Consider the following 24,776-nt stretch of genomic DNA (forward strand, 5'->3'; position numbering starts at 1 on the left):
TTTTATAACATAAAAAAATACTTCTATGAAGTTTCAAATTTTCCAGAAAAGAACCAATTAGATTTAAGAGAATATGATTAGTAAAAATGCTAAATAGCTCATGAAATGACGAGATGAAAAATTACAGAAAAAAAGATGTGGGATTTGTTATATTTCCTCTTTATAAACCCCAATTAAACAATAACTTATTCATTATTTATCCTTACTTTTTAATGATCTAATTTAAAACAAATGTCATTTGCTTGACTGAAAAAGGGTAGAGCACTGTCCTTTGCCTGCCTACATTGAGCACAACTTGCTTATCAACACTCAGAATCCAGAAGATCACCCTATTTTATAAATAAAATAAATATATATATTAGAAAACTTGATTAATTTTATTTTTCGTATATAATGAACATAACTAGAAAAAGTCATGTTTGGTAAATCTTCTCTAAGTACCGCAGTATTAGTCATAATCCTTCGTTTTTTTTAGATTTTAAGCTCCATTCTTTATTATTTCGATGTTACTCATAACCAATAAACTGGTTTAAATTTAAAAAAATAGGATTTATTATGTCTAATTCAAATATCATGAAAGGTACTGTTAAGTGGTTTAACGAAGCTAAAGGTTTCGGTTTTATCCAACCAGAATCAGGACCAGACGTTTTTGCTCATTTTAGCGAAATCGCTAACTCAGGTTTCAGAACGCTTGCTGAAGGTCAACGTGTTGAATTCAGTGTTGCACAAGGCCAAAAAGGCCCAAATGCTGTAAATATTGTTGCTCTATAAATAATTATAAGCACTAATAAATAAAAGCACTAATGAGTGCTTTTATTTTGGTTTTAAAATAATTTTAAAGTTTTTTTAAGATTATAAGTAAATTTTAATTTAGGATATAAATTGTTAAAAATAAATGATTTAATTGCAAAATCTAAAAATGGTACAGAAATTTTAGTGTCTTTAATTCCTCTAAATAGAATACAAAATACACGTGAAGGTTTTAAAACTGTTGAAGTTGGTAAAAGAGTTCTTCTTTCCTCTGGAATTGAAGTCGATTTAAATTTAGATGGGCGTACCTTTTACGCGTCTATAAATCAACTATTTAAATTAAATGAAAGAGTTTGTTAAAAAACTCAACTTGTTATTGGATATTTAGGTAGATCCATTATTTCTGCCATAATTTTATAAGGATATCGTAATGCTTAAACAAAATATCAGTGTTAAAGACCAGTTTGGGATTAAATACGTCATTCAGGCAACAGTAGATAATTATTTCGCTAATACTCAATGTTTTTCTAATTTAAAATACATTACAGTTGAAGGTGAAGATATACGACCGGGTTTTGAAATGTTTTTTCAAAGTACTTTAAGTGGTAAAATTTTTAAAATTGATAAATTAAATTAATCTATCAACGCAGTATATTTAACGCGACTGGATAGGGTTCTTTTAAAAAATAGAAAACCTTCATGGCTCTACGGCACGTTGTAAATACTCAATTAAATAATAACTTTAATTATAAAGCGCAGGTGGTGAACGCCATACTAGCGCATTTCTAGTTTCCTAAACCCACATATCCCTCGACTTTATAAACTTCAATTTAACAATAACTTATTCATTATTTAACCTTACTTTTTAATGAACTATTTTAAAACAAATGTCATTTTGTGTGCTTGACTGCAACAAATGTGAAGCTTATCCTTTGCCTGCTGGCCACATTGCCAGCCGGCTTTGACAGGCTGAATAATAACTCCCGCATCAGAGCTTTTCCTTCTGAGGAACAGCCTTGTGTGGTGGACCACTCGTCTCTTTCCCGTAGCGGTAGGACGGGAGAGGGACACTTTCGGGTGTGCTAGTTTGAGTTATTACTAGTCTGTCAACCTTCTTCCGTTCTGCCACCATAATTCTTATTAATGCTCTGGCAGAACTCCCAATAAAAAGGAGTTGGCTTTGCACATTCATAATTTCTTGGCAGCCTTTGCCAAAAGCTATAACGACACAACTTAATTCATCTTTAAACAGTTTGAAGGCTCATCGGCTTTTCAGATTTTAAGTCATTACGGCTAAAAACTTATTTCAACAATAAAACTTGAGATGTGCCAAGTACAGTCTTTACGGCTTTGCTATGCCTTTTTTTCTCCCAGAAAGGGCACAGGCTTTTTTATCTTATTTAGAAACAACAAGAATTTATAACGGTAAAACGATGCCAAATTTAGTTCTCCCAACGCGTGCTATCCAAGTCATTAATACGTCGATTCATTTGTTTCACCATCACGGATTTCATACGGTTGGAGTCGACAGAATTGTGAAAGAGTCCGAAATTCCGAAAGCGACTTTTTATCATTATTTTCACTCTAAAGAGCGGTTTATTGAAATCTGCTTGACCGTGCAGAAAGAACGATTAAAAGAAAAAGTGATTTCAATTGCTGAGTACAGCAACCACACGAGCGTGATTGATAAACTCAAGACACTTTATTTCTTACATACCGATTTAGAGGGGCACTACTATTTATTATTTAAAGCAATTTTTGAAACGAAACTAACCTATCCAAAAGCCTACCAAACCGCAGTGAGGTATAGAACTTGGCTAATCAATGAAATCTATAGCCAGCTTAGATTGCTAAAAACTGATGTTTCATTTCAAGATGCCAAACTATTTTTATACATGATTGAAGGCGCAATTATTCAGCTTTTAAGCTCAGATGTGGTAATTGAGCGAGAGAAGGTGCTGGATTGTTTTTTGATGGGGGTGAAAAACGCATAGCAGTATATGTTTGAAAAACTAAATTATAAAACTTCAGTGATAATTAGAAAAATATTGCTTTAATAAATCTAAGAAAAGCTCAACCTTTTTTGGAATTTTTGATCCATAAGGGGTGGTTGCATAAAAATGAAGTTTTGGTGAAAAGATGTCTTGTGAACAATTAATAATAACTCCGTCATCTTCATATTTCTTTGCTAAAAAATCAGATATAAATAAAATACTTTGATTTTTCTTGCAGAAATCTAACAGAATTTCTATATTGTTGCAGATCAGTTGAGGGCTTGAATTAATAATTTTGTTTTTTAAATCTGATTTCGAATATAATAAAATATTATATTTTCTTAACTCCTCTATGCTTTTAGGTTTTCCATGCTTATTTAAAAAAGCAGATGTAGCATAGAAATTTCTTTTATAGGTGTCTAGGATAAAAATATTTTCTTCTTTAATGTCTTCTTCAATTTTTAAAACAATATCAAATTTACTTTCATTGTTATCTATTGTTTTTTCTGAAAATAAAAGGTCAATTTCTATATTGGGATATTGAATTAGAAAATTAGAAATAATATCTGAAAAGCAAGTTTGAATAAAAGCATGAGGAGCATTGATTTTTAATATACCCTCAGGGTACTTTTGATCATATATAAAGTCATTAGCGGCTAAATCTAGCTCTTTAACAATAATTTTACAACGCTGATAAAACTTTTCTCCTGAATGAGTCAGGTCCATTTTTCTGGTATTTCGTATAAATAATGATGTACTAAATAGACTTTCTAAATAAAAGATTCTTTTAGAAACTTGATCTCTAGTAATTCCTAAATTTCTAGAGGCATTACTAAAATTTCCATTTTCTACGACGCTGATAAAAGTATGAATACAGTCTAGTTTATCCATTAATTTTTGAAAGGCTAAATTGGTGTGCCGCTAAACTATATGATTATCTTGTCGTTATCAATCATTGTATCTTTTAAGGATACAGTTTGTATTTAAATGAATATCTAGTAGTTTACGTTTATTTTTGATTTTATATAGCTAGTGATTTGTTTTGTTTTTTGTGGTGAATGATATAAATAATTATTTTATATATTTAAATTAGAGTTGATTGTTCTTGAGGATATTACTATGCATTTTAAAAAGTTAATTTTTATATTTTTTAATTGATGTTTTAAGTGTTTTATAAATTCGTTGGGGTATTAGAAGATTGAAATATCAATGAGGTAAATAGATGAGTGACTTGATTAATAATAATCCTATATGGGTAAAAAAGATCTTAACAATTCATGGGTTGCTCCCAATTCTAAGAGTTGCATTAGTTTCGGCTTATTTAGTCGGCGGAATTAATAAATTAATAGGATTTCATCTGGCGATTGAGGAGCAAGCGAATTTCGGTTTACAACCTGCTTGGCTCTGGGCAGCTACAGCAATTTTTATTGAAATTGTTGGTTCGCTCTTAGTTATTTTTAATCGTTTTGTCTGGTTCGGGGCTGGGGCTTTAGGTTTTCTAACCGCAATAGCGATGCTGGTTGCAAACGATTTTTGGAATCATACAGGCCCAGCATTTTTTAGCATGTTTAATAGTTTCTTTGAACACCTTGGTCTCATCGCTGCATTGGTTATGGTCACCATTCTTTCTAATCAAAAATCAAACTGACAATAAGTTATAGCACCCAATATAAACAGGAGTCTTTTATGCGTAAATCATTATCAGCCTTGCTTTTAAGCACAATGCTAGTGGGCACAAATGTTGCCTTTGTTCCTCAAATTCTAGCCAAAACAACAACGAGTGTAAAAAGTGAAGCGCCCGGTGTAGCCCCTCAATACGATACAACGCATGTTTATGTGAACCCCGAAGACTTTGATAAATTTACCGATAGCTTAGTGGCGACATTTGGGGGAACCAAATCTAAACAGGGTGTTTTTCAGGTGACGCCAACACCAAGCCAGACCATGTCTCAGCTTGTCTTGACTCCAGTTGGAACACTGTCTGTATTTGGTTTTAAAACTCCGGTTCCATATCCTTTTGGTTTGGAGCGAACAGGCTATTTAGTCAAAGATATGGATGCGGCCGTACAAGCAGCTAAAGCAAACGGTGCAGATGTGATTGTGGATGCATTTCCAGACCCGATCGGGCGTGATGCGGTCATTCAATGGCCGGGTGGCGTGAATATGCAGCTTTATTGGCACACGACTAAACCTAGCTATAACAAGTTAGAAACCGTTCCAGAAAATCGTATTTATATTTCAAAACAAAGTGCTGACTCTTTTATTAAAAAGTTCGTCAATTTCTCGCACGGTAAAGTGGTTTCAGATAATCCAAAGGCTGCTGGTGTAGAAATTGGACGACCAAATGAAACCTATAGACGTATTCGTGTTGAATCTGATTTTGGCAAAATGACAGTGTTGGTCACCGATGGTCATCTTCCTTATCCATATGGGCATGATATGACGGGTTATGAAGTTAAGAACTTATCTGAGACTTTAGATAAAGCGACAAAAGCTGGTGTGACAGTTCTGGTCAATGCCTATAAATCAGAGGGTCGTGAGGCAGCGATGGTGCAGTTCCCAGGTGGTTATATTGCCGAAATTCATGCTTCCATAAAGTAATTTATTGCCTTAAATGTTGATAGAAAACAACGTTCATATTGTCCAAGGGCAATGTGAGCGTAAAAGACGAAGTCTCTGCAATGACCTATTTATTACCATGGATAACAAGATGGCCCCGCATATTTCTAATGATAGAAACTGTCGAATTAAGTGCTCAGAAACTTACCTTAAAATAATTAAAATGAGTTTATTGCTAACGGGTAGTTTATTTCTTTATGAATTTGCTCATGCAGAACAAGAAGTTTCAAATACAAATGTATGTCCAACTCGTCCAAAAATCTCAACCAATCGTTGGCAAGAAAATTGGGATGTTTTAAAAAATCCATGTGTACCAAAAAAAATAGGAGACGACTTCAAATATATACCTTTTGGCAATAATAATTATTTGTCATTGGGTGCAAATATTCGTGAGCGTTTTGAAGTCAATAATAATGCGAGATTTGGCAGCGGAAATAATCAAGCTGATCGCTATTTAATTCAAAGATTACAAGTTCATGCAGATGCACGTATTGGCGATCATTTACAATTATTTACTCAGCTAAGTGATGCGCGCGCGTTTGATAAAAAGAATATTGCAAGTACCGACCAGAATAGACTTGATGTAGAACAAGCCTTTATTGCGTGGGTGAGTCCTTTAAATAATGGAACTTTTAAATTTAGAGTAGGGCGTCAAGAGATGGCTTTTGACTTACAACGCTTTATTTCGAACAGAGAAGGTCCAAACGTTCGACAAGCCTTTGATGGAATTTGGTCAGGTTATGAATATGGCGATTGGAGAATTTTAGGTTATCTCACCAGACCCGTTCAGATTGAAAAAGATTCAACTTTTAATGATCACTCGAAACGAAATTTAAGTTTTAGCGGTTTTCGCGTTGATAAACAAAATCTGTGGGGCGGTGAGTTATCTGGTTATTACTCACGTTATGAACGCGATAATGCATCTTTTCTAAGCGTTACAGGTAATGAGATTCGAGACTTATATGATTTTCGTCATATGGGTAAACAGAACAATATCGATTGGGATGTGGAAGGAATGCTTCAACATGGAAGGATTGGAGCGCAATCTATTCAGGCATGGGGACTTAGTAGCATTACAGGATACACGTTTGCTGAGCAAGCTTGGTCGCCGCGTTTAGGCGTCCAGTTTGATATTGCCACAGGCGATAAAAGTACCAACGATAATGAGCTCAATACCTTTAACCAGCTTTTTGCAAATGGCTCATATTTTACTTTGGCGGGTTATAGTGGCTACAGTAATATTATTCATATCAAACCGTCTCTGACACTTAAGCCTTCCGATAAACTCACTCTATTAAGTGCATTAGGTTTTCAATGGCGTGAAACAACTAACGATGCAGTTTATTTCCAAGGTAATAACAGCATGGCGAACACCGCAGGACAAGGTTCAAGCTGGACGGGGGCATATATTCAACTGAGAGCAGATCAAAAAATAAATTCTAATCTGTCTGTGGCTGCCGAAGGGGTTCACTTTGAAGTTGGAGATACGATTAAGAGAGCAGGAGGCAAAGACTCAAATTATTTAGGACTTGAACTTAAATATGGCTGGTAAAACTAGACGAGAAGAAATATGAGCACAGATTTAAAGCAAACTAAAATTGGACATTATCAAAATCTAGACATTGAACTCGTGACTTGGGATTGCACCACGGCAGAGGTTGATCTTTCCTGTGCTTGTATCTTTGAACATGAAATGAATAACCGTCCTTTTTCGGGCGGTTTGGCACATTTAGATGACGCTCTAAATGGAAGACTAAATGAAATACGGAAAAATAACTGGTTCAGCGCAAAACTGAATGATGTTCTTTTAATAAATCAAACTCCTTCAACCATACAAGCTTCTAAAGTTTTATTGATAGGAATGGGTGCGCCAGAAGCTTTTAACGTAGAGAAAATAGGGACTGCGATAAAAACTGCTGTGAAAACAGCGCATCAATTGGAACTAAAAAGTGTGGCATTTGCGCCTAGTATTTTAGATACAGGTCTTAATCCTCCCGCTGGTTTAAATGAACTCATGCTAAGAAGCTTAAAAGAAGAATTAGACCGACATAATCAGCTTTATTTGCAAAATTTAGTCAAAAAGTCTGAAATTGAAAGGTGGGTATTTGATGCGGGTTTTCAAAATTATGACGTTAAGGTTGAACAATATAGAAGGTCTTTTGCCAAAATTTTTACTAAAAATTAATTCATTTTTTTTTAAATGAATTTGGTAAAGTGGTACAAAAGAAACACGTTTTAACTTAACTGCATTAACCTGAGTGATGCAGTTAAATGATAAATATTAAGAGATTTCTAAAATTTTCTGAGCGATATATAAATCTTGTATAGATAACCCTGAACTGTCATAAATTGTAATTTGTTCTTGATATTGCCTTCCTTGAGCATTTGCTAAAAGCACATCACCTATATTCATTAAAATTGTAGATTCAGGGGCATGTTGGAATTCACCGATGATTTTAGACTGGGTATTAAGGTCGCAAAATAAACGACTATGTAGAAATAACTCTGGTGGAAGTTCTTGTTTGCCTTGCTTATCAGACCCCATAGATGAAATATGAGTACCGGCTTTTACCCATTCTGCTTTAAAAAGAGGAGCGTGTGAGGAAGTTGCTGTCACAATAATATCTGCTTGTTCACAGGCTTCTTTTGCACCAGCAATTTTAAGCTTAATCCCTAATGGTTTTAGGTCTTCTACCATTGTTTCAGCTTTATTTTCGTCGCGTCCTACAACCAAAACCTGATCGAAGTTTCTAATTCTCGCTAATGCCTCACATTCATATTTGGCCTGATTTCCCGTACCAAATATGGCTAATACTTTTGAATCTTTTCTTGCTAGTAGATTGGTTGCAACAGCATTAGATGCTGCTGTACGGAATGCATTCACTTTGCCAGCTTCGATGGCTGCTGCCATTTTTCCATTGGCTTGATTAAATAATAAAATGAGCGCGTTATGGCGTGGTAAACCATTTTTAGGGTTATCTTCCCAAAAAGAACCAACTTTAAGACCAGCTAATTGCTGGGTAGCAGATGATTTAATACTAAACGTATTTTTTGTATCAGACGCTTGACCATGAACCACAGGAAAACTTTGAGTGTCCAATTGAGTTGCAGCAATTAAAGCTTGATAAATCGCATCATAAGCGAGTTCATGATTGATGAGAGCAGAAGATTCAGACTCAGAAATAAATCTCATAACCATCTCCAAAAGTTGATGTTTAAATTAAGACGTGAACAGTTCGAGAGGTCAGTGCACATTCATGCCTATCCATGACGCTTTAAAAGAAATCATAGATAGACTTAAGACTTTTATTAAGCTGATAAAAATTCTACATATTTAGAAATATCGACGTTCCCACCACTAATAATGATGCCTATACGTTTGCCTTTTAATTCATGTTTCAAATTGCGTGCAGCCGCAAATCCAAGGCATCCTGTCGGTTCAACCACCATCTTCATTCTTTCAGCAAAAAACTTCATAGAAGTCACGAGTTCTTCGTCTGTTACAGTCAAAATGTCATCTACATTCTTTTGAATAATAGGGAAAGTGAGTTTGCCTAAGTATTGAGTTTGAGCACCGTCGGCAATCGTTTGGGGCGTATCAATATGAACAATTTCTCCTTTTCTAAAGGACATTTGCCCATCATTTCCTAGGGCAGGTTCAACACCATATATTTTACAATTAGGAGAGAGTTGACGGGCAGATAAGGAAGACCCAGCTAATAAGCCTCCACCACCTAAACATACAAAGAGGTAATCCAACTCACCAACCTCTTCAAATAGCTCTTTTGCAGCCGTTCCTTGACCTGCAATTACATGCGGATGATCATAAGATGGAATTAATGTCAGACCATTTTTTTCGGCAATCTCTTTTCCAATTTGTTCCCGATCTTCCGTATAGCGGTCAAATTCAACAATAGTGCCGCCGTATTCTCGCGTCGCTGCCATTTTTGCAGCAGGAGCATCTTTGGGCATGATGATTGTGGCAGGAATACCAAGAATTTTCGCTGACAGTGCAATCGCTTGTGCATGATTTCCCGAAGAAAAAGCAACAACACCAGCTTTTTTTTGAACTTCATCGAACTGTGCAAGCGCATTCATTGCACCACGAAATTTGAAAGCGCCAACACGCTGAAAATTCTCACATTTAAAGAATACTTCTGCTTCAAATTCATTGTTAACAGTACGTGAAGTTAAAACAGGGGTGTTATTTGCAAAACCTTTTATACGTTCAGCAGCGGCTGCGACATCTTCATAAGTTGGAAGGGTTAAATTTTTCATAATTAAACCTAATTCTATTCAATATTTTCGGATGCAAGATTTCGTATTGCTCAAACAACGCACAATATATTGACCTTGTTTAGATAAAATATATATTTTTAGATAAAATGTCTAATATTATTTTCTGATGTGATAACAATGAGATATAAGATTTTGATTTACATTAAGTTTAAAATTAGATAAAAAGTCTAAATTACTATTGCATACTTCACGCTAGGGTTTGAAATAGTAAGCAAGTCATTTGGAGGAAATACATTGGGAAATCGTGATAAACATTTACTCACTCAACTAGATACAATCGCGAAAGGGTTAAGTGAAACTCTATTTCCATTTTGCGAAGTTGTTGTCCATGACTTAACAAATCCTGAACATGCCATACTCTCAATACACAACAATTTATCTGGTCGAAAAATTGGAGATCCAGCAACAGAGTTAGGGCTGGCAAGAATTATGTCTCCAGAATTTCCAAATCTTATTTCAAACTATGCAAACCAGTTTGCAGATGGCCGCCCCGCAAAAAGTACTTCTATTGGTATTAAAGATGAAGAGGGCGAATATGTGGCCGCTTTATGTATGAATATTGATTTAACCCTATTTAGGGGCATGCAAAGCGCTTTAGACCAGTTTACTAAAATTGAAACTGACAACATTATTGAAAAGTTGGAACCGAATGGGACTGAAGCAATTCGAAGATATATCGATCAATTTGCCTCAAAACATGCCACTACACCCCGTATGTTAAAACTTATTGAGAGAAAACAATTAATACACGAGTTAAAGAATAATGGTTTATTAGACATTAAAAAGGCTGTGGAGACGGTTGCACAACATTTAGGTATATCAAGAGCGAGTGCTTATTTGTATGTGAAGGAAACTTAAAACGATTTTTCATAATTTATAAGATTCGAATAGTTTATTTTAATGTGTGTTTAGCTTGATCTAGGAGGTCGTTATTTGAAGTTATTTATTATTGTATTTATTGCAATTTTTTCCAGTATTGGTCTGATTTGTTTAATTGCACTGCTTAGAAATTTAAAAAATTCTTCGTCATCTGGAGAGCATGATTACTCATCTTCTTCAACACATCATAATAGTTATCATCATAGCTCTAGCCATTCAAATGATTGTTCATCATCTTCAGATTCGGGAGGATGTGATGGGGGCGGTGGAGGAGATTAAAAAAGCCCTTTTGTTCAAAGGGCTTTTGATTAATTTAAGGTAAGTCGAACCAAATAAATTGACTCTCTTCAGTTGCTTGGATCGTCGCTTTATCTTCAAATACAAAGGCATCACCCGCTTTGACTTCTTGATCACCGATATGAATTACACCTGAAATAACATGAACATAGTTCACTTTTTTAACTGGCTCAACACTTAACTCGTGTCCTTTTTCCAATACAGCCGACTTTATCTCTGCATTTTGACGAATATGCATTGGTGCATTTGCGTCGGGACCTGCAATTAAGTGCCATTTGTTCGGGGCTTTACGTGGGTCGAGACTAATTTGCTGGTAATTGGGCTCTGCATCTCTTACATCTGGATGAATCCAGATTTGTAATAAATGTACAGGTGTATCAGTGTTATTAATTTCACTGTGGGCAACCCCTGTGCCAGCACTCATGAGTTGCCATTCACCTGCTTTAATCTGGCCTTCATTTCCCATCGTATCACGGTGTGAAATTGCACCATCTAACACACAGGTTAAGATTTCCATATTGTCATGTGAATGCGTACCGAAACCATTATGGGCATCAATCTTATCGTCATTAATAACTCGTAAAGTACTCACACCCATATATTTAGGGTTGTACCAGCTACCAAATGAAAAGCTATGATAAGACTCTAACCATCCCGCTTTAACGTGTCCACGATCTTCACTACGATGTACGTAAGTATTCATGATCTAATCTCCCAAATTTTTTATTTATCTCTTGAGAAATATCTTAACGTTCTATAAAGGTCAGAAAAATAGGCTACCTGCAACATGTCGTTGCATAATTGATATGATTGTAGTGTTTTTTATTTATCTATGCATTTTTGATGATTAAAAAAAACCTGCCGTGAAGGCAGGTTTTTTAAAGAATATTTTGATTACTCAAGGAACTTAACAGTTACGCCAGAGCGTACTTTACTTCCTAAATCATTTGCATCCCAGTTAGTCAAACGGATACAACCGTGTGATGCTGTTTTAGAAATTAAAGATGGATTTGGTGTTCCGTGAATACCAAAAGATTTTTTACTTAAACCAATCCAGATATTACCAACAGGGGCATTTGGGCCAGGTGGTAAAGAAAGAGGTTTTAAGTTTTTACCTTGTACAAAGTTTGAAGGTGAATAGCTATACCATGGGTTACGAGCCACACCAACTACCTTGTAAGTACCGGCCGGAGAAGGCGTATCAGTACTGCCAATTGTTGCAGGAAATGAGGCAATCATTTGGTTCCGGCTATTGAAGAGATACAATTGTTTTGCGCCTTTATGGGCAATAATCAAATGAATATCTTCTGGTAAATCATTGCGCACGTTTGGAACAATGATTTTTTCACCCGCTTTTTTGAATGTCGCAGTTGGGTTTAATTTCTTTAAGAAACCTTCATCAATATGAAACTTCTCGCCCAACATTTCGCTAACACGGGTGTAGTACAAACCTTTCATTTTTGCTTGTAAAGCATAATCAGAAGGGATTGATTGGGCATACGGACCTTTTAAGTCAGCATCAGAGATCGTGTATTCAATAAATGCTGGCTTAGTTTGTTTAGCAACTAACGCATCCCAAGTTTCTTTAGTCAGTTCACCAGTAGCTGATAAACCATTCATTTGCTGGAATGAAGAAATTGCTTTTAATGTGTTTTTACCACTCATGCCATCAATAGCGCCTGGCGATGCATGCGCATTATTTAGCATTACGTGTGCACGTGCATAGACTGGAAGTTGGCCTTTGCCAATATTCTCAGACCATTCTGCCGAGTTTAAGCTATCTAAAGTCCATGATGCAGCGGTAGTCGCTGGAGTCGTAGACGCAGGAGCACTTTTAGCAACAGCTGGTGTAGACGCAGCAATACCTGACTCTGCATTTGGGTCTTCAGTTTTCTGTAAGTTTTGTAATGTTGTTGACGCTCGATTTAGGTCATTTTGTTCTTGAGCAGTAATTTGTGTTGGAGCTTGAGCTTGTACAGTTGAAGCTGCATCTACCGCAAGAGGATCAATCGGATCTTCTACAGGAGCTGATACCTTTTTAGGGGCCATTGGTTGCTCAGTTGTTGAAGCGGCAAAAGCAACATTAGCAATAATACAACTTAAACTCATAGCGAGTAATGAGCGAACAAACATGTAATTCAACCTTAAGAATTTTCATATAAGCAATAGGGGATTGATCTAATCTTAAAGTGCATAAAATTACCCATAACTCATTTCTATGAGCCCAAGATTGGCAATTTAGTGATTAAAAGAATAGTAATAAACCCCATGTAACATGTTGCAAGTATTGCAGAAAACCTCGCAGCTTGCAGTAGACTTTTGTGTAAATATGCATTTTTTAGTAGATTGACAAGTTTTTTGTGTGAAATTGAAATTATAAAAATGCCTTTGTTTTTGATATGATGCTGCCACATAAAGAAGATAGAGATTGGTAATGACGACTTTGAAAAATGATCGTTTCCTCCGTGCTTTGTTACGCGAACCTGTAGATACCACGCCGGTATGGATGATGCGTCAAGCAGGGCGTTATTTGCCTGAATATCGTGAAACACGTTCAAAAGCAGGCGACTTTCTATCCTTATGTAAAAATACAGATTTTGCCTGTGAAGTCACTTTACAACCTTTGCGTCGCTATGATTTAGATGCAGCAATTTTATTTTCAGATATTTTGACAATTCCAGATGCATTGGGCTTAGGGCTTTACTTTGAAACAGGTGAAGGACCAAAGTTCCATAAAACAGTGCGTACCGAACAAGATGTGGCGAATTTACCAAAGCTAAATGCAAAATCAGACCTTGATTATGTCATGAACGCGGTGAGCACCATTCGCTCTGCTTTAGGTGGTCAAGTTCCACTGATTGGTTTTTCGGGTAGCCCTTGGACTTTAGCAACTTATATGGTTGAGGGTGGTTCAAGTAAGGACTTCCGTTTTACTAAGCAAATGATGTATGCACAACCAGAGGTTTTGCATGCTTTGCTTGATCATTTAGCAGATTCAGTCATTGATTATTTAAATGCTCAGATTGATGCTGGTGCTCAGGCGATCCAGATCTTTGATAGCTGGGGCGGGGCATTGGCACATCGTGAATATGTCGAATTCTCTTTAAACTACATGAATAAAATCATTGCAGGTTTACAACGTGAGAAAGACGGTCGACGTATTCCGATCATTGTGTTCACTAAAGGCGGTGGGCAATGGTTAGAGCCAATGATTAGCACAGGCGCAGATGCATTAGGTTTAGATTGGACTACGCGGTTAGATACAGCCCGAACTACGGTGGCTGGACGCGTAGCTTTACAAGGAAATCTTGATCCGGCTGTTTTATATGGTTCGGCAGCTTCAATTGAAAAAGCAGTGAAAGCTATGTTGGATGATGCATACGCAAATGGTGAAAAGACGGGTTACATTGCTAACTTAGGTCATGGGATTACTCAGTGGGTAGACCCTGCACAACCAAAAATCTTTGTAGATACAGTGCATGAGTATAGCGCTAAATATCTAGGATAGTTTTTGTGCAATATCTAACTTTACCGTTTCAATTTATCGGCAAGGCTGTTTCGGCAGCCTTGTTTGGTATTTTGCTATTAATTGCTTTTGCTTTAACAGCACCGATGGGAAGCCATGAATATATGGGTTTTTATCGTTATGATTATTTACTCATATATGCAGTGTTAATCCAGATATGCTTACTCTATTTAAAACTGGAGTCATGGGCAGAAGCCAAAGTCATTGCTTTATTTCACGTCATGGCGATGGTCATGGAAATATTTTTGACTCATCCTGCAATTGCTTCATGGCAATATCCACAGCCCGCCGTATTTAAAATTTTAACTGTGCCTCTATTTGCAGGCTTCATGTATTCGGCCGTAGGTAGTTTCTTCGCCCGTTCAATACGACTGTTTCAAGTTTCTTTTGAAAAGCTTCCAAGTTTTGGAACTATGCTATTACTGGCATTTTTCTCATATATAAATTTTATGAGTAAATTTTTTGTTCCCGATATTCGCTATATTTTATTTGCGATTAGTATTTTTATTTTCTGGAAAACGAAACTTTATTTTCAAATAAATGAACATAAATTTAAAATCCCGATGCTACCGATATTATTGACGCTCGCGTTTATCATCTGGATTGCTGAAAATATAAGTACATTTTATAAAATTTGGCTCTATCCAAGTCAGGTTGATGCTTGGCATATGGTGGGGTGGGGCAAGCTTGGATCGTGGTATTTATTATTACTTTTAAGCTTAGTATTGGTTCTTAAAATATTAGGTAATCGAGATAATCAAGGTAATTGGAATTTAAGGTAATTTTTTCTTTAGCACTTTTCATCATATTGTTTATTTTTTAATTGCTAAATCGTAGCCTTCTCGTTATCTTTAATAACGTGTAATAAGAATTACACATAACAATACAACACATAAGAAACAATCAATAATGATTTTTGGAGATTTACATCTATGTTAAAAAAATTAGCTTTAGCTGCTTTATTAGCAGCTGGTTCAAGTGTTGCAATGGCTGACAACGATGTTGGTTGTGGTGTGGGTACACAAGTATGGGCTGGCAAAAAAGGAGTAGCGCCTAAAATTCTTGCAGCAACAACAAACGGTATTTTTACTAACCAATTATTAGGGATCACTTTCGGTACTTTAGGCTGTCGTCAAGGCGGAACAGTAACAGCGCAAGTTGTAACATTCACAAACGAAAATGCTGAAGCTTTAGCACGTGATATGGCAGTAGGCCAAGGTGAAAGCCTGAACGTCCTTGCTGAGTTAATGCAAATTAAACCTCAAGATAAAGACCGTTTCTTTAAAATTTCAAAAGCAAACTTTGGTGAAATCTATTCAGCAAATAATCAAAATACCCTTCAAGTATTAGCATCATTACAAACCGTAATGGCTAAAGACGACGTTTTAAAAGCTTACGTATAAGTTTGAAATTGAAAACCCTGTCGTATGGCAGGGTTTTTCTTATATTTAATGATAAAAATTGATGAGCTTAATGAAGTCAGTTGTTTTAGTTTTTGCCTCTTTGGCAGTGAATATTGCGTATTCAGCAGATATAAATCCATCTATTCAAAAATATTGGTCCATTGCAGAACAACAAAATCTAGATCAAGACATTACATGGCAACGGCTCATGTATGCTAATAAAAACCATAAAAGTGACGTCACTTATTCTGGTTATTTCATTTCAGAAAATGGGAAAAATAATTTAAAAGAAGAATTGAAAGCTGACATCTCGGCATTATTTATGCCTGCTCAAGATAATCAGTCGATTCGCTGTAAGTTTCCGGCACGCAGTCAGTGGCTCATACAAAAAGTAGGTATTCAAGAAAATGAATTGCCTCAAGTAAAATGTTCAGAGTTTGAGAACTGGATTGGACAGATTAAGCCTCATAAAGCGACATTAATTTACGCTACAGATTTTATGGGCAATCCTAGCTCAATGTTTGGCCATACGTTATTACGTTTAGACCCAAAAGATCAGCAACAATTAAATCTAGTTTCTTATGCTGTAAATTATGCAGCAACTGTGGCAGGGAATGATAACTGGTCATATGCATGGAAAGGCCTAACGGGGCAATATCCGGGTGAATATTCACTTATGCCTTATTATCGTAAGGTAAAAGAGTACGGTGATTTTGAAAGCCGTGACCTATGGGAATATGAGCTAAATTTAAGCCCTGAGGAAACGCGGTTTTTAGTCGCTCATATTTGGGAAATGCAGCATGTGAGCTTTCCTTATTATTTTGTCAGTGATAACTGTGCCTATCGATTATTAGGCTTGGTCGATTTAGTAAAACCTAAGTCTAATCTACAAGAGAAATTCACTCATGCTTCCATCCCGATGGAAAGCATTAGATCGATGCAGCAGCAAGGGCTCACCAAAGCGCCTGTATATCGACCTGCTTTAGAAACCCAGCTATTGGCTCAAGCTCATCAGCATGGTGCTTCTTTAGCGAAGGTTGCACATGAAATTACGACAATGCCCGTTCAGCAGTCTTCTGAGGTTTTGAAATCATTTAGTGAGCAAGATCAGGCTAAAATTCTAGAGATGGCTTACGATGATTTATATCTTCAATTTACGAGTCGGCAAATAGAGGAAAGTGTTGCTCAGCCGCAGTTGCGTCAACTTTTAGCGCTAAGAAGCAAGATTGATTTGGACAAACAGCGTCAAGAACCTAAACGACCAGAAAAAGAGCCAACTCAAGGCCATAATGCACGTAATATTTCAGTGAAAGTAGGTGAAGTACAAGGTGATAAGTTTATCGAACTTGGTCATCGACAAGCCTATCACGACTTAATAGATCCTCAAGGGGGATACCGTGCAGGGACTCAATTACTGTTTTTAAATGGTAATGCGCAGTGGCGAGATGATCGTTTAAAGCTAGAACGTCTTGATCTGTTAGAAGTAAATTCCTATAACCCGATTCAACCTTTTAAAACACCTCTGAGTTGGGGATTTAATTTGGGTTGGCGTCAGGAAGCGATTCATGATGGAAATTTTAGTGAAGAAAAACAACACGGCGTAGCGAATTTTAATGCTCAGGTGGGCTACAGTTTTGCTGATTATGAACGAAAGCATATTTGCTATGGGCAATTACAAAGCTACGTGCAAACAGGTTCAAATCTGGATAAAGGTTGGCGTGTGGGAATGGGCCCGACCTTAGGTTGTATGAATCAGTGGTTCGACCGTTTTAACTCTGTCGTGCAGATTGAGTTGCCCTATTGGGAAGACCAAAATCAATGGAATTTGAGAGTAAACACCCAGTGGCAATATGTGATTAATCGCAATAATGCCGTTCGATTAAACTGGGATTATGAACAACAAAATCATCAAGACTGGATGAAATCAAGTCTAGGATATATTTGGTTTTTTTAAATAGTATTAAGTATAAGAAAAAAGAGAAATGATGTTATTCAATTCTCTTTTTTGTTTTTAGCAAAGACGATTATTTCTTTATCGCATTCAATACTGCATAAGCCGCTTTAATGCGTTCTTCATTTGGAATGCGTTTATTGGTTAACATGACTAAACCAATATTTTCTTTAGGAATAAACACAACATAAGTTCCAAATCCGTTAGTTGAACCCGTTTTATGGTAGATCTTAACTGAAGGTTCTTTGGAAATGGCAGTAACTTTATTAGGTTTCATCACGATTTGTTCAGAATTACTGTCTAATAAAGTTTGTAAAGGGGCTGGATAGGAGAATTCTTCCCAACCTAATGCTTGATACATGGTGCCGACTTGATAAAAACCTTTATGTGTCTCACTAATAGCCTGTCGAATATCTGCTGGATATTTTTGTGGATTTAGATTGGCATCAATAAAGCTAAGCATGTCTGGTAATGTAGATTTAACCCCGTAGGCAGGGGCATCGAGTGGGCCTGGGGTAACTCGAATCGGCTGATTTTCTTTGTTATAGCCAAATGCATAGTTTTGCATCTGAATTTTAGGCACATTTACATAGCTATTTTTTAAGTGAAGAGACGGAAAAATTGTCTTTTCTAAAACCTGACTAAAAGGCTGATTCATCGATAAGCCTACAATTTTTCCAAATAAGCCAATACTTGGGTTTGAATATTGCCGATATTCACCGATTTGATTTTTAGGTTTCCATTCTTTGAAAAAAGTTAAAACTTGCTGGTCTGTTTGTACTTCATCTGGGAATTGTAAGCCAAGGTTGCCACTCGTATATGTAGCAAGTTGAAGTAAATTGACCTGATCAATAGGTGTATTTTTTAGTTCTTTCCAGTATTTTCCTGGGGTGTCTTCAAAAGAGATTTTTCCTTTTGTTTTTGCATAGCCACCTGCCGTCGCAGTAAATAATTTACTGACTGAACCTAGCTCAAAAATAGTACTACCATTTACAACTTTTTTATCTTGAACGGATCTTAAACCATAATAGATTTCATACTTTTTATTATTTTGAATAACGCCCACAGCCATACCGGGCACATCATATTTTTCTAATAAAGGTTTAAAGTTTTGATCAACCAGTTTTTTAATTTCTTGCTCTTTTGGTGTATTGCCCGCATAAATTGAGGTATTAAAAATAAAAAGAGACGGTAAAAGTAAGCAGGAAATTTTTATAAATCGCATTATTCACTCATACATCATTTAAAATTAAAGATGCGTACTTTTATAACAAAAATCACATAATTTAACTGTTATGTTTTATAGAGTAAACGCTGTATTTAGATATAAAAAAACCCAACTCAGTTGGGCTTTTAAATTTGTCACTAAAGAGAATTTAGTAACTTTCTGGTACTGCACTCAAGAACTCACGTCGTGATTCTTTATCGGTTTTAAAGTCTCCGATAAATGAAACTGTACGAGTGGTTGACTCTTGTTTACCTACACCACGCATCATCATGCACATATGTGCTGAATCGATGACTACAGCGACACCGCGAGCGCCCGTGACTTCAGCCACAGCTTCTGCAATTTGCTGAGTCAGGTTTTCCTGAATTTGCAAACGACGTGCAAACATTTCAGTAATACGTGCAAATTTCGATAAGCCAAGCACTTTACCTTCTGGTAGATAGGCAATATGAACTCGGCCATAGAATGGGAGGAGATGATGTTCGCAAAGCGAATAGAATTCAATATTCTTCACCAATACCATTTCATGGTTATCTGATGGGAAAACAGCATTATTGGTGACTTCTTCTAAAGTTTTACTATAGCCAGAAGTTAAATATGAAAAAGCTTTAGCCGCACGCACAGGCGTATCTTTAAGGCCGGGACGATCAAGATCTTCACCGACGGCAGTCAGAATATTTGCGTACGATTGCTGCATTGACATAAGACGTATAAATTTACTCTATTAGACAAGCTCGGCATTGTATCAGAAACATAACCAGATGTTCATAACTCGACGCACTATATTTATTTTGGTTTTGCGCGCGTTTAATAAAAGATGAATAAATTTCATGTTTTTTATCGTTAATAGTCAAGAGTTTGAACATGAAATATGCATTTAATGTTGGTAAGTTCTAAATGATCGCCTAGTGGCATCATATTTGCACAGATGCAGTGTTATAGAGCATAAGGATAAAACATGTCAGAACGTCCAATCACCTTTTTTTTCCGTGGTGGTCAGCAGCAAGTGGAAAATGTATTACCTACCATGACGGTTTTACAATTTCTGCGAGAATATACCAAAACTGGTAAGACTAGGCAGACCGGTACAAAAGAGGGCTGTGCTGAGGGCGATTGTGGTGCATGTACAGTCGTGATTGGTGAGTTGGTCAATGACAGCTTGCAATTGCGAAGTGTGAATGCGTGTATTCAGTTTTTACCGACTTTAGATGGTAAAGCCCTATTTACAGTAGAAGATCTGCATACATTATTGCCTACACAGGATGGAACGCTTCATCCGGTACAACAGGCGATGGTCGATTTGCATGGTTCACAATGCGGTTTTTGTACACCCGGTTTTATCATGTCGTTATGGTCAATGTATGAAAATGAACAAAATTCTCCGAGCAAAGATCAAATCAGCGATTATCTTTCTGGAAATTTATGTCGCTGTACAGGCTATCGACCTATTTTAGATGCAGCACAAAAAGCTTATGACTATCCACGTGTTGTATTAGAACGTCAAAAGGTACTTGATGTATTAAAAGAGATCAAAGCATTACCTGCATTGCATTTGAATGATCATGGTCAGCAATTTTTTGCACCAAAGACTTTGCAGGATTTTGCCGCATTACGTTTGCAGTTACCGCAAGCACGTATTGTCGCTGGTAGCACAGATGTCGGTTTGTGGGTAACCAAGCAGGGCCGTGATTTAGGCGATATGCTTTATATCGGTCAGGTTGAACAACTGAAAAAGATTGTAGTTACCAACCACGCTTTAACGATTGGGGCAAATGTCAGTTTAAGTGATGCACTCATAAAAATTTCAGATTTTTATCCTGACTTTCAAGAATTACAGCGCCGTTTTGCTTCCATGCCTATTAAAAACGCGGGAACTCTAGGTGGAAATATTGCAAATGGCTCGCCTATTGGTGACTCAATGCCGGCATTAATTACGCTAGGTACACGATTGATTTTGCGTGTAGGTGAACAGACTCGTGAAATCGCCTTGGAAGATTTTTATCTAGATTATCAAAAAACAGCATTACACCTTGGTGAGTTTGTTGAGGCGCTTGTTATTCCACTTCGTGAAGGGCAGACGCGCTTTAAATTTGCCAGCTATAAAATTGCCAAACGTTTCGAGCAAGATATTTCTGCGGTATGTGCGGCTATTTCATGCGAGTTAGATACTCATTATGTTGCTCACAATGTGCGAATTGCTTTTGGTGGCATGGCTGCTATTCCCAAACGTGCAAAATATGCAGAAGCCATATTGGAAGGTCAGCAACTCACAGCTGAATTGATGGTTCAGGCACAGCACGTGTTGTCGCAAGACTATCAGCCTCTAGATGATGGACGAGCTAGTTCGGCATATCGTTTACAAGTCGCGAAAAACTGTTTACAGCGTTTTTATGTAGAAAAAATTCTTTCTCAAACGATCACTCGTGTAAATGACTTGATTGCTATGGTGGAGATCTAACATGAATCAAACCATTGACTTACGTGTTTCTAAAAAATCCGCTAAAGCAGGTGACTCTATTCCACACGAAAGTGCACATTTACATGTGACTGGGCAGGCAACCTATATCGATGATTTACCCGAACTTGAAAATACCATGCACCTAGCGGTCGGATTTTCGAGTTGTGCCAAAGGTAAAATCAGTAAATTTGATTTGGATGCAGTACGTCAGGCTTATGGTGTCCATGCAGTTTTTTCAGCAAAAGATATTGAGGTTGAAAATAACTGGGGACCCATTGTTAAAGATGACCCGATTTTTGCTGAGGAGCAGGTCGAATTTTACGGACAAGCCTTGTTTGTGGTTGTTGCCGAGAGTTACCAGCAAGCCCGTCAGGCAGTTCGCTTGGCAAAAATTGAGTATGTGCCCGAGACTCCGATTTTAACGATTCAAGATGCGATTGAAAAAGAATCGTGGGTGTTACCGCCTGTTGAATTTAGCCATGGTGAAGTTGAACAGGCATTTCAAAATGCTGCACATCAACTTTCTGGTGCTATTGAGCTAGGTGGGCAAGAGCATTTTTACCTAGAGGGACAGATTTCCTATGCTATTCCACAAGAAAATCAGGGCCTAAAAGTCTATTGCTCGACACAACATCCCACAGAAATGCAGCTGCTGATTTGTCATGCATTAGGCATGAATATGCATCAGGTAAGTGTGGAAAGCCGCCGTATGGGTGGTGGTTTTGGCGGTAAAGAATCTCAGTCGGCACAATGGGCATGCATTGCATCTTTGGCAGCACAAAAAACAGGCCGTCCATGTAAATTACGCTTAGACCGTGATGATGACATGAGCGCTACAGGCAAACGTCACGGTTTTGGTTATGAGTGGTCTGTGGCTTTTGATGACACTGGTATTTTGCAAGGCTTAAAGGTGCAATTGGCTTCAAACTGCGGTTTTTCGGCTGATCTTTCTGGGCCTGTGAATGAACGCGCTATTTGTCATATTGGCAATGCCTATTACTTAAATGCGGTTCAGTTGCGTAACTTACGCTGTAAAACCAATACAGTTTCCAATACTGCATATCGTGGCTTTGGTGGACCGCAAGGTGTGTTTGTCATTGAAAATATTATTGATGACATTGCTCGTTATTTAGGTTGTGATCCGGTTGAAATTCGGCAGCGTAATTTCTTTGCCGAGCAGCCCGGTGCCGGACGTGATCGTATGCATTATGGGGCAGAAGTCCGTGATAATGTTGCCCCTCGACTGGTGGCCGAATTGTTGCAAAGTAGTGATTACGCGAAACGTAAACAGATCATTCATACCTTTAATCAGAATAATGACATCATTAAGCGTGGTATTGCTTTAACACCATTAATGTTCGGTATTTCGTTTAACGCCGTGCATTACAATCAAGCTGGTGCATTGGTCTATGTGTATATGGATGGTACTGTCTCTATTACGCATGGCGGTACAGAAATGGGACAGGGGCTATATACCAAAGTACGGCAGGTTGCTGCGCATGAGTTGGGTTTACCAATCGATAGTGTTCGCTTAATTGCAACCGATACTTCTCGTGTGCCAAATACTTCGGCAACCGCAGCATCGAGTGGAGCGGATCTGAACGGTAAAGCTGTGCAAAATGCCTGTATTAAAATTCGTGAGCGTCTGGCAAAACTTGCAGCAGAAATAAGTCAAAGTGATGCTGAGCAAGTCCAGTTTGAAGATAGTATGGTTTCAACAGTGAATGGTCACTCATGGACATTTCCTGACTTGGTTCAACGGGCATATATGGCGCGGGTGCAACTATGGGACAGTGGTTTTTATAAAACACCAGAAATTCATTACGATCAGGTCAACCATTTAGGGCGTCCATTTTTCTATTATGCCTATGGTGCAGCAGTCAGTGAAGTCGCAATAGATACCTTAACTGGGGAAATGAAAGTATTACGTGCTGACATTTTGCATGACGTTGGTCGGTCGATTAACCCTGCAATTGATATTGGGCAAATTGAAGGTGGCTTTGTTCAAGGAATGGGGTGGCTCACCACAGAAGAGTTGTATTGGCAGCCACAAGGCCCACATGTAGGACGCTTGTTTACGCATGCACCTTCAACTTACAAAATCCCGACCAGTTTTGATATTCCTCATATTTTTAACGTTAAACTGTTTAATAACCAAAATCATGCAGATACTATTTATCGCTCCAAAGCGGTAGGTGAACCTCCATTTATGTTGGCATTGTCAGTTTTTTCTGCAATCCGGCAGGCGGTACAGGGGGCTATTCCAGAAAATGCACCGCTCGTACTTAATGCTCCGGCAACTGCCGAAGAAATTTTACGTGCAATTGCTATTGGACGGGGACAAGCTTTGGCTGACCGCCCACAAGCTAAAATGTAGAAGATTATGCAACATTTACAATGGTGGACTGATTTTGTGGCGTGGCAAGTTGATGCTGTGCCTATGGTATTGGTCACAGTGGTACGCGCTGATGGGTCAACACCACGAGAAGTTGGTGCAACAATGTTATTGCGGCTTAATTTGCAACGACAATGGCAGCAGTCGGATACGATCGGGGGCGGGCATCTGGAGTTTCAGGCTATTGATATTGCGAAAGCAATGTTAAGAGAAACGGAAGCTTGTGTGAGGCGTATTGAACGCTTTAACCTCAGTGCTCGGTTGGGACAGTGTTGTGGCGGAGTAATGTGGTTATTGTTTGAAAAAATATCACCCGCTGCGATCACATCGGATTTATCTGCGAATTTGCAAGCATGGCGAGCTGGAAAGCATATATGGCGTACAGTCTCACATCAACATGCATCCATTTGGCAGACTATGGATAGGGAACAACAACCAAATTTCGAGTTTCAGCCTATCAGTAGTGAAGAATGGCAATTTGGCCAGCAGATTCAACCCTATGCCATGCAAGTGCTGATTTGTGGCGCGGGGCATGTGGGTGAAGCAATTGTCCGTTGTTTATTGCCTATTGGTGTTCGGGTGAAATGGATTGATCCACGTGATGATATTTTTCCATCCGATTTACTGCAACAGGTGCAATGTTTAACGACAGATACACCAGAAGCTGAGATTGAACACTTTGATCATTCAGGTGCAATTTTAATTTTAACCCATGATCATCAACTAGATCTGCAACTGTGTTTTACAGCTTTGAAACCTACGCCAAAACCATTTGCTTATGTTGGGATGATTGGTTCAAAAAGTAAAAGGGCTATTTTTGAAAAGCGTATGCTGACGCGTGGTTATACACCCGAAGCATTACAACGTTTGGTTTGCCCTATAGGCATAGAAGGGATTTCATCGAAACAACCTGCAACGATCGCTGTTGCAGTGGTTGCTCAATTATTGCAGGTGTTTGATGTGAAGAAATGATCTTT

24 protein-coding genes are annotated in these 24,776 nt (G+C 37.6%); 17 read left to right on the forward strand and 7 right to left on the reverse strand.

The window, feature by feature from the left end; translation table 11 throughout:
• The first annotated feature begins 555 nt into the window (after nt 1-555).
• The 4 genes from KTH84_RS07545 to KTH84_RS07560 all read left to right on the forward strand — a co-directional run bounded on the left by KTH84_RS07545 (nt 556) and on the right by KTH84_RS07560 (nt 2,744).
• Nucleotides 556-771 (forward strand): cold-shock protein, encoded by a 216-nt coding sequence (locus tag KTH84_RS07545; protein ID WP_003650532.1) that lies wholly within the window; start codon nt 556-558, stop codon nt 769-771.
• A gap of 111 nt (nt 772-882) precedes the next feature.
• Nucleotides 883-1,110: a hypothetical protein gene (locus KTH84_RS07550; RefSeq protein ID WP_042898020.1), complete on the forward strand. Its 228-nt coding sequence runs from the start codon at nt 883-885 to the stop codon at nt 1,108-1,110.
• Nucleotides 1,111-1,180: 70 nt separating this feature from the next.
• Nucleotides 1,181-1,387, forward strand: a complete 207-nt coding sequence (locus KTH84_RS07555) for a hypothetical protein (RefSeq protein ID WP_003650534.1) — start codon at nt 1,181-1,183, stop codon at nt 1,385-1,387.
• 796 nt (nt 1,388-2,183) lie between these two features.
• Nucleotides 2,184-2,744: a TetR/AcrR family transcriptional regulator gene (locus KTH84_RS07560; RefSeq protein WP_262472787.1), complete on the forward strand. Its 561-nt coding sequence runs from the start codon at nt 2,184-2,186 to the stop codon at nt 2,742-2,744.
• A gap of 33 nt (nt 2,745-2,777) precedes the next feature.
• Here KTH84_RS07560 and KTH84_RS07565 read toward each other — a convergent pair whose 3' ends face one another.
• The gene (locus tag KTH84_RS07565; protein WP_262472743.1) at nt 2,778-3,635 is read right to left on the reverse strand and encodes a LysR family transcriptional regulator; all 858 of its coding nucleotides are present in this window, start codon (nt 3,633-3,635) and stop codon (nt 2,778-2,780) included.
• Nucleotides 3,636-3,966: 331 nt separating this feature from the next.
• On the opposite strand from KTH84_RS07565, the gene KTH84_RS07570 reads away from it, so the two are divergent.
• From KTH84_RS07570 to KTH84_RS07585, 4 genes are all read left to right on the forward strand, one after another.
• Nucleotides 3,967-4,392 (forward strand): DoxX family protein, encoded by a 426-nt coding sequence (locus KTH84_RS07570; RefSeq protein WP_262472745.1) that lies wholly within the window; start codon nt 3,967-3,969, stop codon nt 4,390-4,392.
• A gap of 38 nt (nt 4,393-4,430) precedes the next feature.
• Nucleotides 4,431-5,345, forward strand: coding sequence for a glyoxalase (locus KTH84_RS07575; protein ID WP_262472747.1), 915 nt, complete (start codon nt 4,431-4,433; stop codon nt 5,343-5,345).
• A gap of 109 nt (nt 5,346-5,454) precedes the next feature.
• Nucleotides 5,455-6,915 (forward strand): alginate export family protein, encoded by a 1,461-nt coding sequence (locus KTH84_RS07580; RefSeq protein WP_316249450.1) that lies wholly within the window; start codon nt 5,455-5,457, stop codon nt 6,913-6,915.
• Between the two features lie 18 nt (nt 6,916-6,933).
• Nucleotides 6,934-7,548, forward strand: coding sequence for a M17 family peptidase N-terminal domain-containing protein (locus tag KTH84_RS07585; protein WP_262472750.1), 615 nt, complete (start codon nt 6,934-6,936; stop codon nt 7,546-7,548).
• A 96-nt stretch (nt 7,549-7,644) separates the two neighbouring features.
• Here KTH84_RS07585 and KTH84_RS07590 read toward each other — a convergent pair whose 3' ends face one another.
• Nucleotides 7,645-8,556 carry an ornithine cyclodeaminase family protein gene (locus tag KTH84_RS07590; RefSeq protein WP_262472752.1) on the reverse strand — a complete coding sequence of 304 codons (912 nt, stop codon included), beginning with the start codon at nt 8,554-8,556 and terminating at the stop codon, nt 7,645-7,647.
• A gap of 116 nt (nt 8,557-8,672) precedes the next feature.
• A complete protein-coding gene (locus tag KTH84_RS07595; protein WP_133972408.1) occupies nt 8,673-9,641 on the reverse strand; it encodes a threo-3-hydroxy-L-aspartate ammonia-lyase in 969 nt (322 codons plus the stop codon).
• Between the two features lie 255 nt (nt 9,642-9,896).
• Between KTH84_RS07595 and KTH84_RS07600 the strand changes: the two genes are divergently transcribed.
• Together KTH84_RS07600 and KTH84_RS07605 are read left to right on the forward strand one after the other, a co-directional pair.
• Complete coding sequence (locus tag KTH84_RS07600; RefSeq protein ID WP_262472754.1) at nt 9,897-10,520, forward strand: transcriptional regulator; 624 nt, start codon at nt 9,897-9,899, stop codon at nt 10,518-10,520.
• Between the two features lie 75 nt (nt 10,521-10,595).
• Complete coding sequence (locus KTH84_RS07605; protein ID WP_262472788.1) at nt 10,596-10,820, forward strand: hypothetical protein; 225 nt, start codon at nt 10,596-10,598, stop codon at nt 10,818-10,820.
• A gap of 34 nt (nt 10,821-10,854) precedes the next feature.
• Here KTH84_RS07605 and KTH84_RS07610 read toward each other — a convergent pair whose 3' ends face one another.
• Nucleotides 10,855-11,541 (reverse strand): pirin family protein, encoded by a 687-nt coding sequence (locus KTH84_RS07610; protein WP_262472756.1) that lies wholly within the window; start codon nt 11,539-11,541, stop codon nt 10,855-10,857.
• A gap of 191 nt (nt 11,542-11,732) precedes the next feature.
• Nucleotides 11,733-12,971 carry a L,D-transpeptidase gene (locus KTH84_RS07615; protein ID WP_262472757.1) on the reverse strand — a complete coding sequence of 413 codons (1,239 nt, stop codon included), beginning with the start codon at nt 12,969-12,971 and terminating at the stop codon, nt 11,733-11,735.
• Between the two features lie 301 nt (nt 12,972-13,272).
• Here KTH84_RS07615 and hemE point away from each other — a divergent pair, with 301 nt between their 5' ends.
• The 4 genes from hemE (at nt 13,273) to KTH84_RS07635 (ending at nt 17,721) form a co-directional block, all read left to right on the forward strand.
• Complete coding sequence (hemE, locus tag KTH84_RS07620; RefSeq protein ID WP_262472759.1) at nt 13,273-14,346, forward strand: uroporphyrinogen decarboxylase; 1,074 nt, start codon at nt 13,273-13,275, stop codon at nt 14,344-14,346.
• Between the two features lie 5 nt (nt 14,347-14,351).
• Nucleotides 14,352-15,146, forward strand: coding sequence for a DUF817 domain-containing protein (locus KTH84_RS07625; protein WP_262472761.1), 795 nt, complete (start codon nt 14,352-14,354; stop codon nt 15,144-15,146).
• A gap of 150 nt (nt 15,147-15,296) precedes the next feature.
• Nucleotides 15,297-15,767 carry a DUF3015 family protein gene (locus KTH84_RS07630; RefSeq protein ID WP_042898012.1) on the forward strand — a complete coding sequence of 157 codons (471 nt, stop codon included), beginning with the start codon at nt 15,297-15,299 and terminating at the stop codon, nt 15,765-15,767.
• A 61-nt stretch (nt 15,768-15,828) separates the two neighbouring features.
• Entirely contained in the window at nt 15,829-17,721 is a 1,893-nt protein-coding gene (locus KTH84_RS07635; RefSeq protein WP_262472763.1) for a DUF4105 domain-containing protein, read from the forward strand.
• A gap of 70 nt (nt 17,722-17,791) precedes the next feature.
• Here KTH84_RS07635 and blaADC read toward each other — a convergent pair whose 3' ends face one another.
• The gene (blaADC, locus tag KTH84_RS07640) at nt 17,792-18,943 is read right to left on the reverse strand and encodes an ADC family extended-spectrum class C beta-lactamase (protein ID WP_262472764.1); all 1,152 of its coding nucleotides are present in this window, start codon (nt 18,941-18,943) and stop codon (nt 17,792-17,794) included.
• 151 nt (nt 18,944-19,094) lie between these two features.
• Complete coding sequence (gene folE / locus KTH84_RS07645) at nt 19,095-19,643, reverse strand: GTP cyclohydrolase I FolE (protein ID WP_262472765.1); 549 nt, start codon at nt 19,641-19,643, stop codon at nt 19,095-19,097.
• Nucleotides 19,644-19,904: 261 nt separating this feature from the next.
• Here folE and xdhA point away from each other — a divergent pair, with 261 nt between their 5' ends.
• From xdhA to xdhC, 3 genes are read left to right on the forward strand one after another with little or no spacing between them, the layout of a single operon-like run.
• Nucleotides 19,905-21,404: a xanthine dehydrogenase small subunit gene (gene xdhA, locus KTH84_RS07650; protein ID WP_262472766.1), complete on the forward strand. Its 1,500-nt coding sequence runs from the start codon at nt 19,905-19,907 to the stop codon at nt 21,402-21,404.
• Between the two features lies 1 nt (nt 21,405).
• Nucleotides 21,406-23,781, forward strand: coding sequence for a xanthine dehydrogenase molybdopterin binding subunit (xdhB, locus tag KTH84_RS07655; protein ID WP_262472767.1), 2,376 nt, complete (start codon nt 21,406-21,408; stop codon nt 23,779-23,781).
• A gap of 6 nt (nt 23,782-23,787) precedes the next feature.
• Nucleotides 23,788-24,771, forward strand: a complete 984-nt coding sequence (xdhC, locus tag KTH84_RS07660; RefSeq protein ID WP_262472768.1) for a xanthine dehydrogenase accessory protein XdhC — start codon at nt 23,788-23,790, stop codon at nt 24,769-24,771.
• Nucleotides 24,772-24,776 lie beyond the last annotated feature (5 nt).

Source organism: Acinetobacter sp. WU_MDCI_Abxb74 (assembly GCF_025513915.1).
In the GTDB taxonomy this organism is placed as follows: domain Bacteria; phylum Pseudomonadota; class Gammaproteobacteria; order Pseudomonadales; family Moraxellaceae; genus Acinetobacter; species Acinetobacter calcoaceticus_C.

Excerpts from the sequence above, each read along its gene's own strand:
- KTH84_RS07545 (WP_003650532.1), top strand. The coding sequence starts at position 556 with ATGTCTAATTCAAATATCATGAAAGGTACTGTTAAGTGGTTTAACGAA.
- KTH84_RS07555 (WP_003650534.1), top strand. The coding sequence starts at position 1,181 with ATGCTTAAACAAAATATCAGTGTTAAAGACCAGTTTGGGATTAAATAC.
- KTH84_RS07570 (WP_262472745.1), top strand. The coding sequence starts at position 3,967 with ATGAGTGACTTGATTAATAATAATCCTATATGGGTAAAAAAGATCTTA.
- blaADC (WP_262472764.1), bottom strand. The coding sequence starts at position 18,943 with ATGCGATTTATAAAAATTTCCTGCTTACTTTTACCGTCTCTTTTTATT.
- KTH84_RS07560 (WP_262472787.1), top strand. The coding sequence starts at position 2,184 with ATGCCAAATTTAGTTCTCCCAACGCGTGCTATCCAAGTCATTAATACG.
- KTH84_RS07565 (WP_262472743.1), bottom strand. The coding sequence starts at position 3,635 with ATGGATAAACTAGACTGTATTCATACTTTTATCAGCGTCGTAGAAAAT.
- xdhB (WP_262472767.1), top strand. The coding sequence starts at position 21,406 with ATGAATCAAACCATTGACTTACGTGTTTCTAAAAAATCCGCTAAAGCA.
- KTH84_RS07630 (WP_042898012.1), top strand. The coding sequence starts at position 15,297 with ATGTTAAAAAAATTAGCTTTAGCTGCTTTATTAGCAGCTGGTTCAAGT.
- KTH84_RS07615 (WP_262472757.1), bottom strand. The coding sequence starts at position 12,971 with ATGTTTGTTCGCTCATTACTCGCTATGAGTTTAAGTTGTATTATTGCT.
- KTH84_RS07595 (WP_133972408.1), bottom strand. The coding sequence starts at position 9,641 with ATGAAAAATTTAACCCTTCCAACTTATGAAGATGTCGCAGCCGCTGCT.
- KTH84_RS07585 (WP_262472750.1), top strand. The coding sequence starts at position 6,934 with ATGAGCACAGATTTAAAGCAAACTAAAATTGGACATTATCAAAATCTA.
- KTH84_RS07575 (WP_262472747.1), top strand. The coding sequence starts at position 4,431 with ATGCGTAAATCATTATCAGCCTTGCTTTTAAGCACAATGCTAGTGGGC.
- xdhA (WP_262472766.1), top strand. The coding sequence starts at position 19,905 with ATGTCAGAACGTCCAATCACCTTTTTTTTCCGTGGTGGTCAGCAGCAA.
- KTH84_RS07590 (WP_262472752.1), bottom strand. The coding sequence starts at position 8,556 with ATGAGATTTATTTCTGAGTCTGAATCTTCTGCTCTCATCAATCATGAA.
- KTH84_RS07610 (WP_262472756.1), bottom strand. The coding sequence starts at position 11,541 with ATGAATACTTACGTACATCGTAGTGAAGATCGTGGACACGTTAAAGCG.
- KTH84_RS07580 (WP_316249450.1), top strand. The coding sequence starts at position 5,455 with ATGGCCCCGCATATTTCTAATGATAGAAACTGTCGAATTAAGTGCTCA.
- hemE (WP_262472759.1), top strand. The coding sequence starts at position 13,273 with ATGACGACTTTGAAAAATGATCGTTTCCTCCGTGCTTTGTTACGCGAA.
- folE (WP_262472765.1), bottom strand. The coding sequence starts at position 19,643 with ATGCAGCAATCGTACGCAAATATTCTGACTGCCGTCGGTGAAGATCTT.
- xdhC (WP_262472768.1), top strand. The coding sequence starts at position 23,788 with ATGCAACATTTACAATGGTGGACTGATTTTGTGGCGTGGCAAGTTGAT.
- KTH84_RS07635 (WP_262472763.1), top strand. The coding sequence starts at position 15,829 with ATGAGCTTAATGAAGTCAGTTGTTTTAGTTTTTGCCTCTTTGGCAGTG.